This window comes from Caulobacter sp. 05L422 (assembly GCF_056397765.1).
Window position 1 is genome coordinate 145,341 of the sequence record NZ_JBFTOB010000008.1, and the last position, 23,727, is coordinate 169,067.

General features: G+C 69.9%; 21 protein-coding genes. 13 read left to right on the forward strand and 8 right to left on the reverse strand.

Annotated features, from left to right (window positions below; genetic code table 11):
* Positions 1-123 precede the first annotated feature (123 nt).
* The 3 genes from AC1DMQ_RS09895 (at position 124) to aceB (ending at position 3,682) form a co-directional block, all read left to right on the forward strand.
* On the forward strand, positions 124-1,743 hold the full coding sequence (locus tag AC1DMQ_RS09895) for an isocitrate lyase (RefSeq protein WP_477033385.1): 1,620 nt from the start codon (positions 124-126) through the stop codon (positions 1,741-1,743).
* Positions 1,744-1,819: 76 nt separating this feature from the next.
* Positions 1,820-2,053 (forward strand): hypothetical protein, encoded by a 234-nt coding sequence (locus AC1DMQ_RS09900; protein ID WP_477033386.1) that lies wholly within the window; start codon positions 1,820-1,822, stop codon positions 2,051-2,053.
* Between the two features lie 48 nt (positions 2,054-2,101).
* Complete coding sequence (aceB, locus tag AC1DMQ_RS09905; RefSeq protein ID WP_477033387.1) at positions 2,102-3,682, forward strand: malate synthase A; 1,581 nt, start codon at positions 2,102-2,104, stop codon at positions 3,680-3,682.
* A gap of 10 nt (positions 3,683-3,692) precedes the next feature.
* Here aceB and AC1DMQ_RS09910 read toward each other — a convergent pair whose 3' ends face one another.
* The 6 genes from AC1DMQ_RS09910 to AC1DMQ_RS09935 all read right to left on the reverse strand — a co-directional run bounded on the left by AC1DMQ_RS09910 (position 3,693) and on the right by AC1DMQ_RS09935 (position 10,883).
* Entirely contained in the window at positions 3,693-4,367 is a 675-nt protein-coding gene (locus AC1DMQ_RS09910) for a peroxiredoxin-like family protein (RefSeq protein ID WP_477033388.1), read from the reverse strand.
* A complete protein-coding gene (locus AC1DMQ_RS09915) occupies positions 4,364-4,753 on the reverse strand; it encodes a 4Fe-4S dicluster domain-containing protein (protein WP_477033389.1) in 390 nt (129 codons plus the stop codon). The genes AC1DMQ_RS09910 and AC1DMQ_RS09915 overlap by 4 nt, the downstream gene beginning before the upstream one ends.
* Positions 4,753-6,315: an FAD-dependent oxidoreductase gene (locus AC1DMQ_RS09920; RefSeq protein WP_477033390.1), complete on the reverse strand. Its 1,563-nt coding sequence runs from the start codon at positions 6,313-6,315 to the stop codon at positions 4,753-4,755. The genes AC1DMQ_RS09915 and AC1DMQ_RS09920 overlap by 1 nt, the downstream gene beginning before the upstream one ends.
* 2 nt (positions 6,316-6,317) lie before the next feature.
* Complete coding sequence (locus tag AC1DMQ_RS09925; protein ID WP_477033391.1) at positions 6,318-7,265, reverse strand: ABC transporter substrate-binding protein; 948 nt, start codon at positions 7,263-7,265, stop codon at positions 6,318-6,320.
* Positions 7,266-7,276: 11 nt separating this feature from the next.
* The gene (locus AC1DMQ_RS09930; protein WP_477033392.1) at positions 7,277-9,940 is read right to left on the reverse strand and encodes a TonB-dependent receptor plug domain-containing protein; all 2,664 of its coding nucleotides are present in this window, start codon (positions 9,938-9,940) and stop codon (positions 7,277-7,279) included.
* Between the two features lie 97 nt (positions 9,941-10,037).
* Positions 10,038-10,883: a TauD/TfdA dioxygenase family protein gene (locus AC1DMQ_RS09935; protein WP_477033393.1), complete on the reverse strand. Its 846-nt coding sequence runs from the start codon at positions 10,881-10,883 to the stop codon at positions 10,038-10,040.
* Between the two features lie 272 nt (positions 10,884-11,155).
* Between AC1DMQ_RS09935 and AC1DMQ_RS09940 the strand changes: the two genes are divergently transcribed.
* A complete protein-coding gene (locus AC1DMQ_RS09940; RefSeq protein WP_477033394.1) occupies positions 11,156-12,493 on the forward strand; it encodes an LLM class flavin-dependent oxidoreductase in 1,338 nt (445 codons plus the stop codon).
* 14 nt (positions 12,494-12,507) lie between these two features.
* On the opposite strand, the gene AC1DMQ_RS09945 is transcribed toward AC1DMQ_RS09940, so the two are convergent.
* Positions 12,508-13,341, reverse strand: coding sequence for a LysR substrate-binding domain-containing protein (locus AC1DMQ_RS09945; protein ID WP_477033395.1), 834 nt, complete (start codon positions 13,339-13,341; stop codon positions 12,508-12,510).
* Positions 13,342-13,470: 129 nt separating this feature from the next.
* On the opposite strand from AC1DMQ_RS09945, the gene AC1DMQ_RS09950 reads away from it, so the two are divergent.
* From AC1DMQ_RS09950 to tpiA, 9 genes are all read left to right on the forward strand, one after another.
* A complete protein-coding gene (locus AC1DMQ_RS09950) occupies positions 13,471-14,280 on the forward strand; it encodes an ABC transporter permease (protein ID WP_477033396.1) in 810 nt (269 codons plus the stop codon).
* Entirely contained in the window at positions 14,277-15,080 is an 804-nt protein-coding gene (locus AC1DMQ_RS09955; protein ID WP_477033397.1) for an ABC transporter ATP-binding protein, read from the forward strand. Before AC1DMQ_RS09950 ends, AC1DMQ_RS09955 begins: the two co-directional genes overlap by 4 nt.
* A gap of 16 nt (positions 15,081-15,096) precedes the next feature.
* Positions 15,097-15,720: a cysteine dioxygenase family protein gene (locus AC1DMQ_RS09960; protein WP_477033398.1), complete on the forward strand. Its 624-nt coding sequence runs from the start codon at positions 15,097-15,099 to the stop codon at positions 15,718-15,720.
* A complete protein-coding gene (locus tag AC1DMQ_RS09965; protein ID WP_477033399.1) occupies positions 15,717-17,294 on the forward strand; it encodes a rhodanese-like domain-containing protein in 1,578 nt (525 codons plus the stop codon). The genes AC1DMQ_RS09960 and AC1DMQ_RS09965 overlap by 4 nt, the downstream gene beginning before the upstream one ends.
* Before the next feature lie 12 nt (positions 17,295-17,306).
* Entirely contained in the window at positions 17,307-17,948 is a 642-nt protein-coding gene (locus AC1DMQ_RS09970; protein ID WP_477033400.1) for a glutathione S-transferase family protein, read from the forward strand.
* A 91-nt stretch (positions 17,949-18,039) separates the two neighbouring features.
* On the forward strand, positions 18,040-19,134 hold the full coding sequence (locus AC1DMQ_RS09975) for an LLM class flavin-dependent oxidoreductase (RefSeq protein WP_477033401.1): 1,095 nt from the start codon (positions 18,040-18,042) through the stop codon (positions 19,132-19,134).
* A 4-nt stretch (positions 19,135-19,138) separates the two neighbouring features.
* Positions 19,139-19,738, forward strand: coding sequence for a flavin reductase family protein (locus tag AC1DMQ_RS09980; RefSeq protein WP_477033402.1), 600 nt, complete (start codon positions 19,139-19,141; stop codon positions 19,736-19,738).
* A gap of 293 nt (positions 19,739-20,031) precedes the next feature.
* Positions 20,032-21,882: a phosphoenolpyruvate carboxykinase (GTP) gene (locus AC1DMQ_RS09985; protein ID WP_477033403.1), complete on the forward strand. Its 1,851-nt coding sequence runs from the start codon at positions 20,032-20,034 to the stop codon at positions 21,880-21,882.
* 66 nt (positions 21,883-21,948) lie between these two features.
* Positions 21,949-22,704 (forward strand): triose-phosphate isomerase, encoded by a 756-nt coding sequence (tpiA, locus tag AC1DMQ_RS09990; protein WP_477033404.1) that lies wholly within the window; start codon positions 21,949-21,951, stop codon positions 22,702-22,704.
* A 9-nt stretch (positions 22,705-22,713) separates the two neighbouring features.
* Here tpiA and AC1DMQ_RS09995 read toward each other — a convergent pair whose 3' ends face one another.
* Entirely contained in the window at positions 22,714-23,724 is a 1,011-nt protein-coding gene (locus AC1DMQ_RS09995; RefSeq protein ID WP_477033405.1) for a cupin-like domain-containing protein, read from the reverse strand.
* Between the last annotated feature and the right edge of the window lie 3 nt (positions 23,725-23,727).

Consider the following 23,727-nt stretch of genomic DNA (forward strand, 5'->3'; position numbering starts at 1 on the left):
AGTCGGTTTGTGACAAATTGCCTTCAATAGGTTCGACGCGCCGACCGCCGCGACGCTAGCTCCCCTCACGAACTTTCCGCCCGGCCAACCGATGGCCGGACCGACGATAGGACCCGAAGAGCCATGACGCTGCGCAAGACCTACGCCGAACACCGCCAGATCCTGCTGGCCCGCTATCCCGACGGCGTCACGCCGGGCGGCGTCGCGGTCGACGACATCATCCAGCTGAAGCTGCAGAACACCTTCTCGACCCACCTGGACATCGCCCGCGAAATGGCCGGCGTCATGCGCGCCGACATGGCCGCCTACGACGCCGACAGCGGCAAGTTCACCCAGTCGCTGGGCTGCTGGTCGGGCTTCCACGCCCAGCAGATGATCAAGTCGGTCAAGCGCCTGCGCGGCACGACCAAGGGCGCCTATGTCTACCTGTCCGGCTGGATGGTGGCGGGCCTGCGCAACCGCTTCGGCCACCTGCCCGACCAGTCGATGCACGAGAAGACCTCGGTCGTCGACTTGATCGAGGAGATCTACGTCTCGCTGCGCCAGGCCGACGAGGTCGCGATCAACGACCTGTTCAAGGTGCTGAAAACCGCGCGCGATGCCGGCGACAAGGCGGCCGAAAAGGCGGCGATCGCGGCCATCGACGGCTTCGAGACCCACGTCGTCCCGATCATCGCCGACATCGACGCCGGCTTCGGCAACGAGAACGCCACCTACCTGCTGGCCAAGGAGATGATCAAGGCCGGCGCCTGCTGCCTGCAGATCGAGAACCAGGTCTCGGACGCCAAGCAGTGCGGCCACCAGGACGGCAAGGTCACCGTGCCGCGCGAGGACTTCATCGAGAAGCTGCGCGCCTGCCGCCTGGCCTTCGAGGAACTGGGCGTCGACGAGGGCGTGATCGTCGCCCGCACCGACAGCCTGGGCGCGGGCCTGACCCAGAAGGTGCCCGTCAGCCAGGAGCCGGGCGACCTGGCCAGCGACTACATCAAGTGGCTGAAGACAGAGGCCATCACCCCCGACAACCCGATCCTGCCGGGCGAGCTGGCGCTGTACCGCGACGGCCAGTTCGAAAAGCCCGTGCGCATGCCCAACGGTCTGTTCGCCTTCCAGGACGGCACCGGTCGGGCCCGCGTCATCGAGGACTGCATCGCCTCGCTGACCCAGGGCGGCGCCGACCTGCTGTGGATCGAGACCGACACCCCGAACGTCGACGAGATCGCCTCGATGGTCTCGGAGATCCGCAAGGTCGTTCCGAACGCCAAGCTGACCTACAACAACTCGCCGTCGTTCAACTGGACCCTGAACCTGCGCCGCCAGGTCCGCGACCAGTGGATCGCCGAGGGCAAAATCCACAAGGACAGCTATCCCGAAGGAGCGGCCCTGATGTCGGCCGAGTTCGACGCCAGCGACCTGGGCCGCGAGACCGACGAGCGCCTGGCCCGCTTCCAGGTCGACATCTCGGCCCGGGCCGGGGTGTTCCACAACCTGATCACCCTGCCGACCTTCCACCTGACGGCCAAGAGCATGGACGAGCTGTCGCGCGGCTACTTCGGCGACGACCGGATGAAGGCCTACGTCAATTCGGTGCAGCGCGAGGAGATCCGCCGCGGCGTCTCGGCGGTGAAGCACCAGCACGAGGTCGGTTCGGACCTGGGCGACACCTTCAAGGAGATGGTCGCCGGCGAGCGCGCCCTGAAGGCCGGCGGCCACGCCAACACCATGAACCAGTTCGCCGCCGAATAGAGCCGGCGATCCCCCGCGCCCTCCTCTCACCCCGTGGAGGGGGGCGCACCCCGCCAACCGATCGAGGATTCAGACCATGTCCGCCACGCAATTCGCTCCCGCCGCCATGCCGAACTCCACCGACCAGCAACGGGCGGTCGATCGGGTGGCCGAGGCCGCCCACCGCCTGAACGAAGCCGTGCAACGGGCCATCGCGGCTGGCTATTCGGTCGAACTGGTGCGCACCTCGCGCCACCACGACGGCGCGGGCAACTGGGGCGACCAGATCGTCCCGACCGTTCGTCCCAATGGCGCCGCCAAGAGCGCCTGAGCTAGAACCCCTAAGTCGACACGCCGTTACAGAACCCCAGGATCCGCCATGCCCCTCGACGTCGCCGCCAACATCCAGGTCACCGGTCCGATCGAAGGCCGCGCCGTAGAGGTGCTGACGCCCGAGGCCCTGGCCTTCGTGGCCGATCTTCACCGCCGGTTCGACGCCCGTCGGCGCGAGCTGCTGGCGGCGCGGGTCGCCCGCCAGGCCCGCTTCGACGCCGGCGAGCTGCCCGACTTCCTGCCCGACACCGCCGACATCCGCGAGAACGACTGGACGGTCGCGCCGATCCCGGCCGACCTGCGGGACCGTCGGGTCGAGATCACCGGTCCGGTCGACCGGAAGATGATCATCAACGCCCTCAACTGCGGGGCCAAGGTGTTCATGGCCGACTTCGAGGACGCCACCTCCCCCACCTGGTCCAACGTGATCGAGGGCCAGATCAATCTGAAGGACCGCTGGGCCGGCGACCTGACCCATGCGGACCCAAAGTCCGGCAAGAGCTACGCGCTGGGAGCCAACCCGGCCGTCCTGAAAATCCGCCCCCGTGGCTGGCATCTGCCTGAACAGCACATGGAAGTGGATGGCCTGCCCGTCAGCGGGGCCTTGTTCGACTTCGGCCTGTACTTCTTCCACAACGCCAAGGCGACGTTGGAGCAAGGCTCGGGCCCCTACTTCTACCTGCCCAAGCTGGAGAGCCACCTGGAGGCGCGCCTCTGGAACGAGGTGTTCGTCCATGCCCAGGCCGCGCTCGGCATTCCGAACGGTGCGATCAAGGCCACGGTGCTGATCGAGACCATCCCGGCGGCCTTCGAGATGGACGAGATCATCTTCGAACTGCGCGACCACATGGCGGGCCTGAACTGCGGCCGCTGGGACTACATCTTCTCGTTCATCAAGCGCCTGGGCCGTCGCGCCGAATTCCTCACCCCGGACCGCTCGGCCATGGTCATGGGCAAGGCCTTCCTGGGCGCCTATTCGTTGAAGCTGATCCAGACCTGCCACCGGCGCGGTGCCTTCGCCATGGGCGGCATGGCCGCCCAGATTCCTATCAAGGGCGACGAGGCCGCCAACGAGGCCGCCTTCGCCAAGGTGCGGGTCGACAAGGAGCGCGAGGCCGGGGCCGGCCACGACGGCACCTGGGTCGCCCACCCCGACCTGGTGCCCGTCGCCATGGAGGTTTTCGACCGCCTGATGCCGACGCCCAACCAGCTGGACAAGCGCCTGGCCGACCTGGTCATCACCCAGCCGCAGATGCTGGAGCTGCACGACGGCGGCCGCACCGAAGCCGGCGTGCGCGAGAACATCCGGGTGGGCGTGCGCTACACCCAGGCCTGGATCGAGGGCCGGGGCGCGGTGCCGCTCTACAACCTGATGGAAGACGCGGCGACGGCCGAGATCTGCCGCACCCAGCTGTGGCAGTGGATCCGCCTGGGCGCCGACCTGGTCGACGGTCGTCAGATGACGTCGCAGCTGTTCGTCAGCCTTCTGACCGAGGAGATGGGCGACCTGCGCCGCGACTTCCCCTCGCCTCGCCTGGAGGACGCCGCCCTGCTGTTCTCGCGGATGATCCTGTCCGACACGCTGGAAGAGTTCCTGACCCTGCCGGCGTACGAGCTGATCGCCTAGCCGCGCGGCGTCATTGCGCGGGAACGGCGGCCAGGGCCCGCACCGCGGCGATCACCGGCTCGGCCTCGGTCCGGACCAGCCAGTCGGGGCTGACGTCGGCGAACTTCACGCGCTGATCGCGGCCGATCACCACCACGGTCGGCTGGGGCAGTTCCCAGGTCCCGGTCCCCGTGGTGTCGCCGATCGAGCCGCCCCGCGCCCGCTGCGCGGCCTGGCTGGCCTCGTCGGCGGTGTAGAGGATCCCGAACCGGCGGCCGAGCGCGTTGTCGGTGTCAGAGGCCACCTTGAACGACAGGTCGTGGCGCGTGCGGATCTCGCCCAGCCGTTCGGGGATCTGCGGACTGACGGCGACCAGCGGCACGCCCAGGGCCTTCAACGTCGGCTGCAGCGCGCGCTCGTAGTAGGGCAGAGCGATGTTGCAGGCCGGGCAGCCGGCAAAGCGGAAGAACACCAGCACGGCGGGCCCCTTGGCGGTCAGGCCCTTCAGGGTCAGCTCGCCGCCCTCGACGTCCTTCAGGACGAAGGGCTCGACTACGTCGCCGACCTTGATCCAGCTGGCCGGATCGGCGGTCTCGACCAGGGTCGCGCGCTGATCGACATTGATCTTCAGGGCGGCCGGATCCCAGCTCCGAACGCGCTCGGCGTGCAGGTCGGCCAGCAGCTTGGCCAGGCTCTCTTGGCTCATCGGGCAGTCTCCTCGGCTTGAAGGGTCTTGTGGGCGGCGATCTGCATCGCCTGCAGGCGGGCGCGCTCGAAGATCGAGCCCATGCGCCAGTGCTGGTTGGTGTGGGTCGCCGCGTGCTCACCCCAGCCGGAGTCCCGGCGGAAGGTGCCCAGTTGGCCCGAGGCCAGCGCCTGTTCGGCGGTGATCCCGACCGGCGCCTCGCAGTCGGGCCAGACGAACAGGGCGTCGGCGGCGCAATGCAGTTCGCACAACAAGCAGGTCTGGCAGTCGGCCTGGCGGGCGATCACCGCCTTGCCGCCGGGGCCGATCTCCAGCACGTCGCTGGGACAGGCGTCGACGCAGGTCCCGCAACCGCTGCAGCGCTCGTCGATGACGACCTCGATCATCAGGCCACCTCCGCCTGGGCGGGCGCGGCCTCGAACGCGGTCCGGACACCGTCCAGCCCACTCGCGCGCTGGCGCGACGCGAAGCGCGGATCCAGGCCGGTCGCGTCTTCGCGGCGATGCATGCCCCGGCTCTCGCGCCGGGCCAGGGCCGAGGCCTTGCTCCAGCGGCCGGCGGCGACCAGGGCGGCGGCCTCCCGCGTTCGCAGGGCCGCCCTGCCCTCGCCTCGCGCATGGGCGGCGAGCTCAGCCCAGGCGCCGTCCAGCCGCTCGATCGAAGCGGCCAGGGCCGGACCGCGCCGGAAGATGTTGCGTTCGTAGTCGTTGAGTTCGTCGCGCACGGCCTGGACCGCGGCGCGCAGGTCGACGGGACGCTCGGCGCGGCTTGGCCGCAAGCCAGCACGGCCCGCGGCCACGACCAGGGCGTCCGCCCTGGCGCCCTGCCTCAGCGCAAGCCGCGCGGCGCCGGCGCCGGCCCACTGGCCTGACGACAGCGCCCAGGATGAGTTGACCGCCCCGCCGCCCGAGATCGCGCCGGTGACCAGTTCCCGGCTGGCCGCGTCGCCGGCCGCGAACAGGCCGGGGACCTGGGTCTGGCAAGCCTCGTCGACCACCCGCAGGCCGCCGATCCCGCGCACCGTGCCTTCGGCGTGCAGCGTCACCTCGAAGCGGTCGCGATAAGGATCGATCCCTCTACGGTCGAACGGCAGGACGAAGTTGGGCTGCACCTGCGGCATGACCCGCTGGATGTCTTCGGGCACGCGATCCAGGCGGCAGAACAGCGGCCCGGCCATCAGGGCCCGCGCCAGATGCGGGGTGACATCCGGCCCGTTGGGAATGTCCAGCTCGCGGTCGTCGGCGTCGAACCAGCGGGCGAAGCTGTAGGCCATCGAGCGGGCCATGTTCGTGCCGGCCATGGCGGCGGTGTAGTAGTTGGTGAACTCCATGCCCGACAGGTCCGCCCCGGCCTCGACGCCCATCAGCAGGCCGTCGCCGGTGTTGGTGGCCGAGCCCAGCAGCCGCGAGGCGAAGGCGCAGCCGCCGGTGGCCAGCACCACCGCCCCGGCCCGGATCGTCCAAGGTTGTTCGCCGCGCAGGGCCAAGCCCGCCGCCCCGGCGATCGATCCATCGCCATGGCGCAGCAGTTCCAGGGACGGGTGGTGATCGAGAATGCGCACGCCCTGGTCCAGCGTCAGGTTCCGCATCGCCCGCATGTATTCCGGTCCGCGCAGGCCGCGATAGAAGGGCCGCCCCTGGTCGTCGGTCGAGAAGTCGTAATAGCCGCGCAGGGTCGGCAGGCTGGTCCAGGTCAGATCGAGGATGCGGCGCATCCAGTCCGGCTCGCCCAGGCCCAGGGATCGCTTCAGCCGGTCGGCCACCGCCCCTTCGCGACCTTCGGGCGGAACCCACCAGTGACCCGGCCCCGCCGTGGCGGTCACGCCGCTGGTCCCGCAATGGCCCTTGTCGGCCAGAACCACGTCCGCGCCTTCACGGGCGGCGGCGATGGCGGCCCAGGTCCCGGCCAGCCCTCCGCCGATCACCAGCACGTCGGTGGACAAGGTCATGGTCACGGCGCGACCGTGGCGTTGAACGAGCGGTCGAAGGCGCCGGCCGGGTCGCGAGTCGAGGACACCGCCCCGGCCGCTCGGAAGCGGTCGAGCACGGCCGTCGCCTCGGCCACGGCCTTGTCGTCGATGGCGCTCGGAGCGATGCGATACTGCTGGACGGTGTAGAGCGCCACGTCCGGCTGCAAGCCCGTCTCCTTCGACAGCGCCGCCGCGAACTCCTTGGGATGCTCGCCCGCCCAGCGCCGCGCCTTGGCCAGGCGGCGCAGGAAGTCTTCGACCTGAGGCCGCTTGCCGGCGATCGCCGCCTCGCTGGCCGCCTCGAAGCCGTAGCCGCTGAGCCGCCCCGCGCCGTCGGCCAGGACCGTGGCGTCGTCGTGCAGCTTGGCCAGGGCGACATACGAGCCCCAGGTCACCCAGCCGTCGATCGCGCCGCTGGTGAAGGCCGCCTTGGCGTCGCCGGGATTGAGGAACACGACCTGGACGTCGGTCGGTTTCAGGCCCGCGTCCTCCAGCAGCCGCAGCAGCAGATAGTGGCCGATCGAGCCGCGTCCGGTGGCGATCTTCTTGCCGCGCAGGTCGGCCAGGGCGTGGATCGGCGAGCCCTTGCGCACCAGCAGGGCCGTCGAGGACCCGCCGCTCTTGCCTGCCTGCACCGCCTTGATCCTGGACCCGCTGGCGTAGGCGAACAGGAACGGCGCATCGCCCGCCTCGCCCAGGTCGACCGCCCCCGCCCCCACCGCCTCGAGCAGCGGCTGGGCGGCGGCGAACTCGCTCCACTCGATCTTGTAGGGAACGCCTTCCAGGGCGCCGGAGGCGATCAGCACCGCCTTGGTGCCGCCCTTCTGGCTGCCGACCTTGAGGACGGTCTGACCGTCCCCTCCCTTGGCCCCGCATCCGGCCAGCAGGACGGCGGCGGTCAGGACGGCGATGAGGCTGCGTCGTTGCATGGCGCCCTCCCTCAGAAGCGTTGGGTCAGGCGGGCGTAGTAGTAGCCGCCGGTGATGCCGTAGGGCGAGAACATGCCGAACTGGTTCAGGCCCGTGTCGGCGTTGATGATCCCGATCCTGTCTGGGTGCTCGTCGAACAGGTTGTTGGCCCCGATCGCCACGTTGGTCGTCGGCCGGACGTCCCAGGCGATGTCGAGATCGGTCACCCACTTGGCGCTGTAGGTCCGGTCCAGATTGGCCGACGTCCCGGCCTCGGTGTACTCGCCGTACCGCGTGGTCCGCAGGCTGGCCGTGACGGTGTCGCGGTTCCAGAGCGCGCCGAGGATCAGCTTCTTGCGCGGCGTGCCCACGGTCAGGTCGGCGATCTTCTGGCGGTCGAACAGCACCAGGTTCGGATTGACCGCCTTCAGCACCGCGGGCGTGTCGATCTGCTTGGTGATCTTGGTCTTGTTGAAGGCGTAGGCGGCGTTGAGGTTGAGGCGGCCGGCGTCGCCCAGATCGAAGGCGTATTCGGCGACCAGATCCACGCCCGTCGTCCGGGTCGAGACGGCGTTGGTGTAGTAGGTCGCCGCCAGGCCCGCCGGGAAGCGGGCCAGCAACGGCGCCAGCGCGGGCTGCGAGGCCAGTTGAGCGGCGCTGAGATCCAGGTTGCTGGTGTCGACGATGCGGTCGTCGATGTCGATCTGGTAGGCGTCCAGCGTGATCCGCAGGCGGCTGGTGGGCTCGGCGGTGATCCCGACGCTGTAGTTGGTCGAGGTCTCGGGCTTCAGCGGCGTCGCGCCCAGGGCCTGGGCTTCGGTGGAGTCGGCCCGCAGCACCTTGGTCGGGAAGGTCAGGTACTCGCCGGGGACGCAAGGCAGCCCCCGGAAGACATTGTTGGGCGCGGCGGCGCAGAGGCTGCCGTTGATGGTCGAGCTGGCGAACACCTGCTGGCCCAGGGACGGCGCACGGAAGCCGTTGCTGAGCGTGCCGCGCACGGCGTAGCCCGGCAGGAACTCCCAGCGGGTGGTCAGCTTGCCGCTGGTGGTGTCGCCGACGTCGCCGGTGTAGCGCTCGTGGCGGCCCGCCACGCCGACGTACCAGTTCTCGGTCAGGTTGGTCCCGACCTCGACATAGGCCGCATAGACGTTGCGACTGACCGAGCCGGCGTCTTCCGGAGCGGTGCCGGCATAGGAGGCCAGGCCCGGATTGGGTCGCAGCCCGGCGAACGGCTGGCCGGCCGGGATCACATAGTCGCCGACGATGTACGAAGCCTCGTCGCCCGGCTCGATCAGGAAGTGCTCGTAGCGCTGCTCCAGCCCCCACGACACCTGGACTGGCCGGGGCAGCACGCCCTCGAACTCGCGGGTGAAGTCGAAGTTCGTGGTCCACTGCTGGAACTGGTGGGTCGACAGGTGGAAGTAGGTCGGGCTGTCGGGACCCAGGGTGGCGTTGATGGTGTTCTGGCCGTCCAGCTGGGCGTGATCCTGGGCGAAGGTGGTCGACAGGTCCCAGTCCCAGCCCTTGGCCACGCCGCGCGCGCCGACCGTGGTCTGGAAGTCGAGCTCGAAGATCCGCCGCAGGGCGTTGAAGCCGTCGGGATAGACCTCCGGCAGCGAGTTGCGGTTCTGGGGGCGGCCCGCGGTCACGCCCGCCACCGGCGCCAGGTTGGGCAGGAAGCTGCCGGTGTTCTTCTTGGCCGAGCGATGGCTCAGCGTGCCGGTCGAATAGAGCGTCAGGTCGCGCCAGGGCAGTTCGGCGTTGTAGGACGAAGACAGGATGTCCTCCTCGCCCGGTCCGTAGCTCTGGCCCCAGAAGTAGCGGTCGGCCGTGGCGTCGCGCGGGTCAGGGGTCACGGTCGTGACGCCGCCGACGGTCGTCACGGTCGGCTGGTAGATGTACTGGGCGCGCGACGGGACCGCGCGCGAGGCGGCCTCGTTGTTCTTCCAGTTCAGGGCCAGCTGGACGAAACCGCCCTTGTCGCCCAGAGGCAGGCCGTAGTTCAGGGTGGCGCTGCGGGTGTCGCCGTCGCCCAGATAGTTCTGGCCGCCGGTGTAGCTGAACGAGCCGCCTTCGGCGTCCTGCTTCAGGATGATGTTCACCACTCCGGCGATGGCGTCCGAGCCGTACTGGGCCGAGGCGCCGTCTCGCAGCACCTCGATGCGCTCGATGGCCGAGGCCGGGATCAGGTCCAGGTCGACCGGCGCGCCGCCACGTCCCACTCGGGCCAGGTTGTTGATCAGCGCCGTGCCGTGCCGCCGCTTGCCGTTGACCAGGAACAGGGCCTGGTCGCCGTTCAGGCCGCGCATGGTGATGGCCCGCACCGTCCACGAGGTGCCGCCGCCGTTGATGCCCGGCAGGTTGAACGACGGGATCAGGGTGTTGAGCACCTCCTTCAGGCCCACCTTGCCGGTGGCCGTCAGCTGCTCGCTGGAGATCACGTCGACCGGGGCCGGGCTGTCGGCCACGGTGCGGCGCACGCCGCGAACGCCGGTGACGATCACGCCGTCCAGCGCGGTGGCGCCCTCGACGTCGGCGGGCGCGGCGTCGACGAGCGGCACGTCTACAAGCGTGTCGGCGGCTCGGGCCGGGGCGGCCAGGACCGCGACGGTCAGGATCGAGGCGCAGGCCAGCAGGCCGGTCCGCAAGGTCGTTTCAAGCGAAGGTCGGGCCAGCGCCCGGGTCGAGTAAGGCAAGAGTCTATCCCCCGCGCGGGGCCCGTGGCCGCCGCGTCGTGTTGTTGGTCTCGAAGGTGGAAGCGGCGCGCCGCCGGCCCCGCGGCGCGCCGGATTGTCAGGTGGAGCGGCGCTCGCGATACGGAATGTCGTCCGAGCCGATCAGCACGCGCTCCATCACGCGCGGGAAGTCGCCGTAGTCGCGGACGGCGTAGTGCAGGCCCGCGCGGTTGTCCCACAAGGCCACCGAGTTGGGCCGCCAGCGGAAGCGGGCGTGATGCTCAGGCTTCTTCACCTCGTCATAGAGGCGGGCCAGCAGCGCCTTGCTCTCCTCCGGCGCCAGGTCGACGAACCGGGGCTTGAGGCTGAAATTGATCCAGAAGATGTCTTCGCCGGTCTCCGGGTGGGTGCGGATGGCGGGATGGGCCACCAGCGGATAGCGCTCGCCGGAGCGGTTCAGGGCCGACTGGTAGTCGTGGATCACGTAGAGGTCGTCGACCGCCGCCTTCAGGTCGTCGGGCAGGCCGCGATAGATCGCGCCGCCGTCGGCCCAGATCGTGTCGCCGCCCACCTCGGGGATGTGCACGGCCTTCAGCACCGCGCCGAACGACGGGTTGATCCGCCAGCTGGTGTCGGTGTGCCAGTGGTTCTCGCGGATGTCGTATTCCTTGAACGCCTCGGCCGAAATCGGCTGGACCGCGCGGTGGGTCTCCACGCCGCCGGTCGGATGGGCGTAGACCTCGCCGAAGTTGGCCGCGAAGGCCAATTGCTGGTCGCGCGTGATGTCCTGGTCGCGGAAGAACAGCACCTTGCGCTCCAGCAGCAGGGCCTTGAGCGCGTCGCGCTGCGACCGGTCGAGCGGCTGGCGCAGATCGACGCCGCTGACTTCCGAGCCGATGGTCGGGTTCAGATGGACCGTGCTCAGTCCCGCCTTTTCGCGAATGCCGGTGATGGTGGCGCTCATGGGCCTCTCCTCGCCTGATGGGTTCGACACGGCGTTCGACGCCGCGACCATCGGCACCATGAGCAATCCAGAGAAGTCACGCGAGGTAGTATTCCTCCAAACATTCATAGAGATTTGTATATCTCCGACGCTCATATGCGTATTCATGGTACATAATCGTCAAATGACAACTCGACCTTACGAGCACTCATAAGGCCTATTTATCAAATTCCATTGTCGACGCCGATACTCGATGACAGTCATGCCGCCGAAGCATTACATCGGAGGTCGTCATGGCGACGCGCAGACAACTCAAGCTCGGCCACATGATCGAAGGCGCGGGGCGGACCTGGACCGACTGGCGCCATCCGGACGCCCAGCCCGGCGCCAGCACCGACTTCAAGTACTACAGCCGCGCCGCCAAGCTGGCCGAACAGGGCAAGTTCGACTTCCTGTTCATCGCCGACAGCCTGTCGATCAACGCCAAGTCCAGCCCGCACTACCTGAACCGCTTCGAGCCGATCACCATCCTGTCGGCCCTGGCGGCGGTGACCGAGCACATCGGCCTGGTGGCCACGCTCAGCGTCACCTATTCCGAACCGTTCAACGTGGCCCGCCAGTTCGCCTCGCTGGACCACATCAGCGGCGGCCGCGCCGGCTGGAACGTGGTCACCTCGTGGCTCGAGGGCTCGGCCGAGAACTTCGGCAAGGCCGAGCACCTGGCGCACGACACCCGCTATCGCCTGGCGGCCGAATATCTCGACGTCGTCCAGGGCCTCTGGGACAGCTGGGAAGACGACGCCCTGGTCCACGACAAGACCAGCGGCGTGTTCTTCGATCCCGACAAGCTCAATGCCCTGGGCCACAAGGGCGAGTTCCTGTCGGTGAAGGGCCCGTTGAACATCGCCCGCTCGCCGCAGGGCCAGCCAGTGATCTTCCAGGCCGGGGCCTCGGAGGACGGCCGCAACCTGGCCGCCAAGCGCGCCGACGCGATCTTCGTGGGTCATGGCGGGATCGAAGACGCCCGCGCCTACTACGCCGACGTCAAGGCGCGGGCCGCCGGCTTCGGTCGCAACCCGGACGACCTGTTCATCCTGCCCGCCGCCGCCCCGATCATCGGTTCGACCGAGGCCGAGGCCGAAGCGCGCTGGCAGGAGCGCGCGGAGCTGGTGTCGATCGAGTCGGCCCTGGCGATGCTGGGACGCGGCTTCAACGACCACGACTTCACCGTCTACGACCTCGACGCCCGCTTCCCCGACGTGTTCAGCCGCGGGATCAACAGCTCGCAGTCGGCGACCCTGAAGATCGCCCAGGCCGTCGAGGAAGAGAACCTGACCCTGCGCCAGGTGGCCCTGCGCTTCGCCACCCCGCGCGGCGACCTCGTGGGCACGCCCGAGCAGATCGCCGACAAGTTCCAGCTGTGGCTGGACAGCCGGGCCTCGGACGGCTTCGTGATCGGCGAGTCCCTGCCCGGTCAGTTCCAGCTGCTGGTCGAGGAAGTGGTCCCGTTGCTGCAGAAGCGCGGGATCTTCCGCGACGACTACGAAGGTTCGACGTTCCGCCAGAGCTTGGGGCTCGACGTCCCGGTCAACCGGTTCACCCGCCAGAAGACGAGCCGAGCGGTCGCGTGATGACAAGCGGCCCGTCACAGCTCCAGCGCCGCCTGGTGGATCAGCTCCGAGAGCTTGGCGATCGACGGGTGCGGCGACGGGCCGACGCGGCGCACATAGGCGACCTGGGGCATGGCCGGCAGGCCCGTCTCGATCGGCGCGGCCTGGGGCCGGAACAGCGCGGTGCGGCAGGTGACCGCCAGCCCCGCCTCGACCGCCGCCCGCAGGGCCGAGAGGCTGGGCGTTTCGAGGGCGACCCGGTACGGCCGCCCCTCGCGCTCCAGGGCCGCCAGGGCCGCGTCCCGGAACCGGCAGGGCGGGGCCAGGATGGCCAGCGGCAGGACGTGCGCCCGCGTCAGGTCCGGATCGCCGTGCCAGACCATGGGCGCCACCCGGGCCGCGTGCGGATCGTCGGCCGCGCCCATGCACAGCACCACGTCCAGCCGGTCGCCGTTCAGCAGGTCCAGCAGCTCCGGCGAGCCGGCCACCCGCACCTCCAGCTGGACGTCCGGATTGAGCTGGCTGAACCGGGCCAGCACGCCCGACAGCAGCGTCTCGGCGAAGTCCTGGACCAGTCCCACCCGCACTGGCCCGACCAGGGCGTCGCCGGTCAGGGCCACCACCGCCCGGTCGTTCAGCGCCAGGATCTCGCGCGCCAGGGCCAGCAGGGTCCGACCGGCCGGCGTCAGGGTCAGGCGACGGCCGTCGCGGTGGAACACCGGCGTCAGCACGGTCTCCTCCAGCCGCTTCATCTGCAGGCTGAGCGCCGACTGGGTGACGAACACCCGCTCGGTGGCCTTCAGCATCGATCCGGAGTCGACGATGGCCACGAAGCTTCGCAGCAGTTCGGTCGGCAGATTGGTGGCCATGGCGCACGTCCATAAGAAAGTCTGATATGCCCCCTCAGGATAAGTCTATTGATCCAGTAGGGTTTCAACGCCTTTCTCTGTGGAGCATTGGCGTTCGCGCCGCAACGGTTCACGGGACGACGCACCCTCATGTCTTTGGCGATCACCCTTAGAAATTCTCAAGCCCGGTCGTGGCGCTGGCCGCGGCTGTCGCACGCCCGCTGGCTGTCGCCCGTGGCGCTGCTGCTGCTGTGGGAAGCCGGCTCGCGGGCGGGTCTGATCCCCGACAGGGTGCTGGCCGCGCCCTCGGCCGTGGCCGAGACCTTCTGGGCGCTGACCGTCTCCGGAGAGCTGCCGTCCAACCTGCTGGTGTCGCTGGGTCGCGCCGCCGCCGGCCTGGCGATCGCCCTGACGGTGGCCGTGACCCTGGGCCTGGTATCGGGCCTGTCGCGCTGGGGCGAGACCCTGGTCGACCCGCTGATGCAGATCAAGCGCACGATCCCGTCGCTGGCCCTCACGCCGCTGTTCATCGTCTGGTTCGGCATCGGCGAGACGCCGAAGATCACCCTGATCGCGGTGGCGGCGACCTTCCCGCTGTACCTGAACCTGTTCGCCGGCATCCGGGGCGTAGACGTGCGCCTGGTCGAGGCCGCGCGCAGCTTCGGCCTGTCCCGCTGGGCGCTGGTGCGCGAAGTGATCCTGCCCGGCGCTCTGCCCTCGTTCTTCGTCGGCCTGCGCTACGCCCTGGGCATCAGCCTGCTGATCCTGGTGGTCGCCGAGCAGATCAACGCCCAGGCCGGCCTGGGTCACCTGATCAACAACGCCCGCGACTTCATGCGCACCGACATCATCGTCGTCTGCCTGCTCGTCTACGCCCTGCTCGGCCTCGCCGCCGACGCCCTCGTCCGCACGCTGGAGCGCAAGGCGCTGGCGTGGCGCCCCAGCCTCGTGGAGCAATGACCATGGCCCAACCCCGCATCCGCGCTGTTCCGGACACCGCGCCGGAAACCCCCACCGTACGGCTGAGCGGCTTCACCCGCCGGTTCGGCGACAACGTGGTCATCGATGGCCTGGACCTGACCATCGCGCCCGGCGAGTTCGTCGCCCTGCTGGGCGCCAGCGGCTCGGGCAAGACCACCCTGCTGCGCACCCTGGCGGGCCTGGACCCGATCGGCGGCCAGGACGTGACCACGCCCGCCGCCCGCGCCGTGGTGTTCCAGGACGCCCGCCTGCTGCCCTGGAAGAAGGTTTGGCGCAACGTCGCCCTGGGCCTCTCCGGCGGTGATGTCCGGAGCCGCGCCGAGGCCGCGCTGAAGGAGGTCGGGCTGGGCCACCGCCTCGACGCCTGGCCCTCCACCCTGTCCGGCGGCGAGGCCCAGCGCACCGCCCTGGCCCGCGCCCTGGTCCGCGAGCCGGCCCTGCTGCTGCTGGACGAGCCCTTCGCCGCGCTGGACGCCCTGACCCGGCTGAAGATGCATGACCTGGTGCTGTCGCTGTGGCGCGAGCACAAGCCCTCGGTGCTGCTGGTCACCCACGACGTCGACGAGGCCATCGCCCTGGCCGACCGCGTGCTGGTGCTGGACAAGGGCAAGATCGCCGTCGAGGAGCGGATCGCCCTGGAGCGCCCCCGCCAGCCCGACGCCCGCTTCCACGCCGTCCGTCGCCGACTGCTGAGCCGCCTGGGCGTCGAGGCTCCCGCCCCGCAGCCGACGCCGGCGCCCGCCCTGGTCGCCTTCCCGCACGGCGAGGTCGTTCTGTGAGCCGCGCGGTGATCCGATGAGCGCCCACCGCCCTACCCCCAGGCTTCACAAGCTGGCCGATTTCGTCGGCGCGCTTGGGAACCTGGTCGACCAGACGGATGACGAGAACCTGATCCTCGCCGAGGGCGGACGGCTGCTGGCCGGGCTGATCGCCCGCGACGACTGGTTGCCCGATGCCTACGCCCAGCCCGATCCGACCCGCTACCAGCAGCACCTGCTGCATTGCGACAGCCGCGAGCGGTTCAGCGTCGTCAGCTTCGTCTGGGGTCCGGGCCAGGCGACGCCGGTCCACGACCACACCGTCTGGGGCCTGGTCGGCGTGCTGCGCGGGGCCGAGCTGTCGCAGCGCTTCGCCCGGCGCGGCGAGGCCTTCGGCGCCGTAGGTCCCGTCCACCGGCTGGCGCGCGGCGAGGTCGAGGCGGTCTCGCCGACGGTCGGCGACGTGCACCAGGTGACCAACGCCTTCGACGACCGCGTCTCGATCAGCATCCACGTCTACGGCGCCAATATCGGCGCGGTGGAGCGCTCGACCTACGACGCCGCCGGCCGCCCCAAGCGGTTCGTCTCCGGCTACGCCAACACCACCCTGCCCAATCTTTGGGATCGCTCCAAACCCGTGCTGGCCGAGATTTCCGCATGACCCTGCTTACCGTCACGCCCCGCGAAGTCCGCCAGGACTGGATCGCCCGCCGCGAGATCGCCCTGCTGGACCTGCGCGAGGAAGACCCCTTCGCCCGCGCCCACCCGCTGTTCGCCTCGCAGCTGCCGCTCAGCCGGCTGGAGCTGGAAATCCTGGATCGGGTCCCGCGCAAGGACGCCAAGATCGTGCTGTACGACAACGGCGAGGGCCTGGTCTCGCCGGCCGGCAAACGCTTGGCGGCCCTGGGTTACACGCAAATCCGGGCGCTGGCGGGCGGGCTCCAGGCCTGGAAGGACGCCGGCTACGAGCTCTTCCAGGACGTCAATTCCTACAGCAAGGCGTTCGGCGAGCTGGTCGAGGCGCGGCGGCACACGCCTTCCCTACCCGCCCAGGAAGTCCAGGCGCGGATCGACGCCAAGGCCGACCAGGTGATCCTCGACGCCCGACGGTTCGAGGAATACGCGGTGATGAGCATCCCGGGCGGCGTCAGCACCCCGGGCGCGGAGCTGGTGCTGCGGGCCCGCGAGCTGGCCCCCGACCCGGCGACCACCATCATCGTCAACTGCGCCGGCCGCACCCGCAGCCTGATCGGCGCCCAGTCGCTGCTGAACGCCGGCGTGCCCAATCCGGTCTTCGCCCTACGCAACGGCACGATCGGCTGGACCCTGGCCCAGCAGCAGTTGGAGCACGGCCAGAGCCGCCGCTTCCCTGCCGTCTCGGACCAGACCCTGGACGAGGCCCGCGCCAAGGCCCGCGACGTGGCCTACCGCGCCGGCGTCCGGCGGATCGACGCCGAGGGCCTGGCCGACCTGGCCCAGGACCGCAAGCGCACCCTCTATCGCTTCGACGTGCGCACGCCCGAGGAATACGCCGCCGGCCACCTGCTCGGCTTCCGCTCGGCGCCCGGCGGCCAGCTGGTGCAGGAGACCGACGTCTTCGCCCCGGTGCGCGGCGGCCGCATCGTGCTGGCCGACGACCTGGGTCCGCGCGCCGACATGAGCGCCTCGTGGCTGGCCCAGCTGGGCTGGGACGTCTACGTGCTGGACGGCGGCTTCGACGGCGAGCTGGAGACCGGCGCCTGGCGGCCGTTCGCCCCGCCGATCCCGACCGTCGAGACCATCAGCCCCGAGGACCTGGCCGTGGCGCTGGGCGACGGCGCCGTGGTGGTGCTGGACCTCGCCCCCAGTCCCGTCCATCGCAAGGGCCACATCCCCGGCGCCTGGTTCACGATCCGCGCCCGCCTGGCCGAGGCCTTCGAGCGTATCCCCGAGGGCCTGCCGATCGTCCTGACCTCGCCCGACGGACGCCTGGCGCGGCTGGCGGCGGCCGAGGTCGAGGAGATCTCCGACCACCCGGTGCGGGTGCTCGACGGCGGCACGGAGGCCTGGGCCAAGACCGGCCGCCGACTGGACACCGACCTGGTCCGCGCCGCCTCCGATCCCGAGGACGTCTACAAGCGCCCCTACGAAGGCACCGACAACGCCGCCGAAGCCATGCAGGCCTATCTGGATTGGGAGTTCGGCCTGGTCGACCAGCTGGCCCGCGACGGCTCGCACGGCTTCTTCGTGATCTGAGGCCCGGCGCATATGTCCCTGAAACTCTATTTCGCTCCCGGCTCCTCGGCCTTCGCGCCGCTGATCGCGCTGGAGGAGCTGGGCGTCGCCTACGACCTCCACCCCGTCGACCTGGCGGCCGGCGAGCAGCGCCAGCCGGCCTATCTGCGGGTCAATCCGCGCGGCCGCGTGCCGACCCTTGCGGTCGACGGCGAGCCGGTCACCGAGGTGCTGGCCATCCTGACCTATCTGGCCCACGCCTATCCGCACGGCGGGCTGCTGCCCCTGGCCGACCCGCTGAAGCTGGCCCACGCCTACGAGGTGATGAGCTGGTTCGCCAGCACGGTGCACGTGGCCTTCTCGCAGATCGCCCGGCCCGAGCGCTTCGCCGACGACGACGGGATCAAGGCCGCCCTGGCCACGCCCGGCGAGGCCCGCTTCCACCGCACCCTGACCGACATCGAACGCCTGGCCCAGGGGCCCGGCCCCTGGCTGCTGGGCGAGGAGTTCAGCGCCGTCGACGCCTACGCCCTGGTGATCTGGCGCTGGGCCGAACGCCGCGCGATCGACACCGCCGCCTATCCCGCCTGGAGCGCCAAGGCCGCCCGCGCCCTGGCTCGTCCGTCGGTCCGCCGCGCCCTTCGCAAGGAGACGGCTCCCAAGGTTCCCGCCTGATGAGCTGTCCTGATCAACCCCTTGAGAAAGCCTCGCTTTTTTAGCGCCCGCTCATCTTCGAAACTCCGCCTCAACCAGATTGGAGCCTCCCATGCCCGTCGAATTCATCGGCATCATCGGCACTCAACATCAGTCCGAGATTCATCCGGCCGCCGGCCCGGTCATCGATCGCGACTATGTCGAGGCCATCGCCATCGCCCACGATGAAGGCGGCTTCGACCGCGCCTTGGTCGCCTTCGGCTCGACCTCGCCGGAAAGCCAGCTGGTCGTCGCCCACGCCGCCTCGGTGACCAAGCGCCTGAACTTCATGATCGCCCATCGCCCGGGCTTCACCGCCCCCACCGTCGCGGCCCGCCAACTGGCGACGCTGGATCAGTTCACCGGCGGCCGCGTGGCCGTGCACATCATCACCGGCGGCTCGGACGACGAGTTGGCCAAGGACGGCGACCACCTGACCAAGGACGAACGCTACGCCCGCACCAGCGAGTATCTCGACATCGTCCGCCAGGAATGGACCAGCGAAAAGCCGTTCGACTACAAGGGCGACTACTACAACGTCGTCCAGGCGTTCGGCGGGGTGAAGCCGCTGCAGAAGCCGCAGATCCCGGTCTATTTCGGCGGCTCGTCCGACGCGGCCATCCCGGTGGCCGGCAAGCACGCCGACATCTTCGCCCTGTGGGGCGAGACCCAGGCCCAGGTCGCCGAGACCATCGCCCGCGTGCGCCACGCCGCCGCCAAGCACGGCCGCCAGGTGAAGTTCTCGCTGTCGCTGCGGCCGGTGATCGCCGAGACCGAAGAGGCGGCCTGGGCCAAGGCCGACAACATCGTCGCCCAGGCCAAGGCCCTGCGCGAGAAGGCCGGCCTGCCGACCTCGGGGCATACGCCGCCGAACGCCGGCTCGCAGCGCCTGCTCGACGCGGCCAAGCAGGGTACGCGCCTGGACAAGCGCCTGTGGACCGGCGTCGCCGCCGTCACCGGCGCGGCGGGCAACTCCACCGGCCTGGTCGGCACCCCGCAACAGGTGGCCGAGGCCCTGCTCGACTATTACGACCTGGGCGTCACGACCTTCCTGATCCGCGGCTTCGACCCACTGAACGACGCCGTCGCCTACGGCCGCGACCTGATCCCGCTGGTCCGCGAGTTGGTCGCCCAGCGCGACGCCAACCCCGCCGCCGCGGCGAGCTAGGACCATGGCCTTCGACGCCGATCCGCGCTGGCTGGGCGATGCGGCCTGGCCAGTCGAAGCCTGGCCGGTGGACGCCTCCTCCGGCGCCGAGCCGCCCTACGCCGTCCATGCGCCGCGGGTCGATCCGCCGATCGATCCGGAAGCCTTCAAGGACGCCCTGGCCCGGCTGGCCAGCGGCGTAGCGATCATCTCGTGCTGGGATGACGGCGCACCGCGCGGCCTGCTGGTCAGCTCGATCACCGGCCTGTCGGTCGATCCGCCGCGCTTCCTGTTCTGCGTCCGCAAGGAAGCCTCCAGCCACGACGCCCTGGTCCGGGCGGGCCACTGCAGCGTCGCGGTGCTGGCGGAAGGTTGCGAAGCCGAGGCCCTGCGCTTCTCGTCCTCAAGCCTGAGCCACGAGCGGTTTCATCCAAGCTCCTGGCGGCTGACCGACGATGCGCCGCCCACCTACCAGGCCGGACTTTCGGTCGCGACCTGCCGGATTGACCAGGCGACCGACGCTGGCAGCCATACGGTGTTCATCGTCACGGCCCACGCCGTGCGAACCGCCCCGGGCCAACCCCTGGTCGCCTACGCCAGGGCGTTCCAGCGCCTGGCGTCTTAGCCGCACCAACTCGACCGACCCGAGACCGCGCGGAGCCCACTCCGTGCGGTCGATTCGTGTCCGCCCCCCGGCGCGGCGGACGATCTGGCGGCTTTGAAGCGCCGCCTCGCCTGGATCGACTTCCTCACAAACAGGCGCCTCGCGCGAAAACATGCCGCTTGCGGAGCAACTCGCGCCCCGATTTTCAACGACAACGTTGTCATTGAAAACATTGGGCTTTTCCAGCCGGTTCGTCACGTTATGGTGCGCGCCAAGGCGAGCAATAGTTTCGCCAACTTGCAGCAGGACGTGAAATGCAGAACCAAGGGCTGGGCGCCAACGCGCCCCCGACGAAACACGCGCGTCTATCGGCCTGGGTGGACGAGGTCGCCGCGCTGACCAAGCCGAAGGCCATTCATTGGTGCGACGGCTCCGACGCGGAATGGACGGCCCTGACCGACGAACTGGTCGCCCTGGGCACGCTGACGCGCCTCAATCCCGACCTCCGCCCCAACTCGTTCCACGCCGCCTCCGACCCGCGCGACGTCGCCCGGGTCGAGAGCCGCACCTTCATCTGCTCGAAGGACCAGGCCGACGCCGGCCCAACCAACAACTGGCGCGACCCGGGCGAGATGCGCGGCCTGCTGAACGGCCTGTTCGACGGCTGCATGCGGGGACGAACGATGTATGTCGTGCCTTTCTCGATGGGTCCGGTGGGCTCGCCCATCAGCGCCCTGGGCGTGGAGATCACCGACAGCGCCTATGTCGCCGTCTCGATGCGGGTGATGACCCGCATGGGGCAGGCGGCGCTGGACGCCCTGGGCGAGGACGGCTTCTTCGTGCCGGCCCTGCACACCCTGGGCGCGCCGCTGGCCGAGGGTCAGGCCGACGTCGCCTGGCCGTGCAACGACGACAAGTACATCGTCCACTTCCCCGAAAGCCGCGAGATCTGGTCCTATGGCTCGGGCTACGGCGGCAACGCCCTGCTGGGCAAGAAGTGCTACGCCCTGCGCATCGCCTCGGTGATGGCCCGCGACGAGGGCTGGCTGGCCGAGCACATGCTGATCCTCAAGCTGACCTCGCCGGCCGGCAAGGTCCGCTACGTGGCCGCCGCCTTCCCCAGCGCCTGCGGCAAGACCAACATGGCCATGCTGCAGCCCACCCTGCCGGGCTGGAAGGCCGAGACGATCGGCGACGACATCTGCTGGATGCGGTTCGGGGCCGACGGCCGTCTGTACGCGATCAATCCGGAAGCCGGCTTCTTCGGCGTGGCGCCGGGCACGGGCGTGAAGACCAACCGCAACGCGGTCGACACCCTGCATTCCAACTGCGTCTACACCAACGTGGCCCTGACCGCCGACGGCGACGTCTGGTGGGAAGGCCTGACCGAGACGCCCCCCGAGGGTCTGACCGACTGGAAGGGCCGCGCCTGGACGCCGGAGTCGGGCGAGCCCGCCGCTCACCCCAACGCCCGCTTCGCCGTACCGGCCGGCCAGTGCCCGGTGATCGCCGACGAGTGGGAAGACCCGGCCGGCGTGCCGATCTCGGCCATCCTGTTCGGCGGCCGCCGCGCCTCGGCCGTGCCGCTGGTCACCGAGGCCTTCGACTGGGAGCACGGGGTGTTCCTGGCCTCCAACGTCGCCTCGGAAGGCACGGCGGCGGCCGAGAACAGCATCGGCGAGCTGCGCCGCGACCCCTTCGCCATGCTGCCGTTCTGCGGCTACAACATGGGCGACTATTTCGATCACTGGCTGAAGGTCGGCGCCTCGGCCGATCCGGCCAAGCTGCCCCGCATCTATTTCGTCAACTGGTTCCGCAAGGACGAGCGCGGCAAGTTCGTCTGGCCGGGCTATGGCGAGAACAGCCGCGTGCTGAAGTGGATCGTCGACCGCCTGGAGGGCGAGGCCGAAGCCGTCGACAGCCCGATCGGCCGCCTGCCCACGCGCGACGGCCTGGACCTGGCGGGCCTGGACCTGACCGACGCCCAGCTCGATCTGCTGCTGACCGTCGATCCGGCGATCTGGCGCGCCGAAGCGGCCCTGATCCCCGAGGCCTACGACAAGTTCGGCGCGCGTCTGCCGCCGGCCCTGTGGGAACAGCTGGCGGCCCTGGGCGCGCGACTGGCTCGCCTCGACCATCCCGCCAAGGTGCTGGAGCAGGCCTGATCATCGGCCCCTCCCTCCCCTTTTCAATGACGCAAGCGCCGGACTGGACCGGCGCATGGAGACCGAATGCACGTCGCTATGGATAAGCCCGCCCGGAAGTTCGTGGTCGGCAACTGGAAGATGCACGGCAACCTGGCCGCCCTGCCCGTCCTGGACGCCATCGACGCGGCGGCGCGCCAGACGCCGGCCGTCGACGTCGGGGTGGCGGTGCCCGCGACCCTGATCACCGCCGCCTGGCAGGCCGCCGGCGCCATGAGCGTGGGCGCGCAGGACATCCACGCCGCCGACAAGGGCGCGCACACCGGCTGCCTGTCGGCGCCGATGGTCAAGGACGCCGGCGCGGCCTTCACGATCGTCGGCCACAGCGAGTGCCGGGCGGGCCGCCAGGAGAGCGACGCCGAGGTGCGCGACAAGGTCGAGGCAGCACGGCGGCACGGCCTGTCGGTGATCCTCTGCGTCGGCGAGGCGCTGGACGTCCGCGAGGCCGGCCAGGCCGAGACGGTGGTTCGCGCCCAGTTGGAGAACTGCCTGCCGGCCGACGCCGACGGCGAGTGGCTGTCGGTGGCCTACGAGCCGATCTGGGCGATCGGCACCGGTCGCTCGGCCACGGGCGACGACATCGCGGCCATGCACGCGGTGCTGCGAGAGACCTGCCGCGCCGTCCTGGGCCCGGCCGGCGACCGCGTGCGACTGCTGTACGGCGGCTCGGTCACCCCGGCCAACGCCGCCGAGATCCTGGCGACGCCGAACGTCGACGGAGTGCTGGTCGGCGGGGCCAGCCTGACGGCCGAGACCTTCCTGCCGATCATCGCCCACGCCTGATCGTGGGTCCTAGCCGAAGGTCCGCTTGAGGAAGCCGCGGATGTTCTGCGCCAGGCGGGGCGTCAGCGGCCCCAGCACGCCCTTGCGCTCCTCCGGCAGGTGAGCGGCGGGATCGCCGTTCGCCTCGAACAGGTAATGATCGAAGATCGCCCGCCAGGCGTCGCGCTGCGGCTTGGGCAGATGGCGCACCGCCAGCAGGCCGTGGACCAGCACCTCGAACGGCGAGCCCGCCTCGGGCGGCAGGTCGCGCCACCAGTAGTTCACCAGCACGTTCAGGCTGTCGAGCGACTGGACGTGGTGCCACCAGGCGGTGGGGATGTAGATCGCGTCGCCGGGACCGAGCTCGGCGCTCAGGCCGTGCTTGGCCGCCTCGGCGAAGCGCGGATAGCGGTCCAGATCGGGCGCCTCCAGCTGCACCATGCTGATCGGCTGGCCGGCCAGGGTGAAGTCCAACGGCCCGACATAGAGGTTGGCCGTCTGCTCGGGCGGAAACAGCGTGAAGCGCCGTCGCCCCGCCACCACGACGGCGATGTTGTCGGCCATGTCGTAGTGGGTCTGCACCCTGATCGCGTTGCCGAACCAGATGCGCGGATCGACCGGCACGGCCAGCATGTCGTGATGGTTGGCCTCGGCGAAGCCTGGCAGCACCTGCGGCGTCGAGGCTGAGCCGACATAGACCGACGGCGGCCGCGCCTGCGTGCTCAGGGCCAGGATGTCGTCGAGGATGGCCGAGATCCCGCCCGGCCGCCGCTCGAAGTTCACCGCCCGCTCGGCGTCGCCATAGAAGAAGCGGCCGCCGATTTCCGGCGCGCCGACGAAGGCCTCGACTGGCGCGCCGTTGTCGAAGCTCTTGATGTAGGCCGCCGCGGCGTCCGGTCCCTCGAGGCCGGCGCGGGCCGCGGGCCAGTCCGCCGCGAAGCCGCGCAGCACCACGGGCCGATAGGCCGGCACGATCTCGGTCCGCAGGATCTCCCGCGTGACGTTCGAACGCTCTTCGAGGGGTGGAAAGGACAAACTCATGCG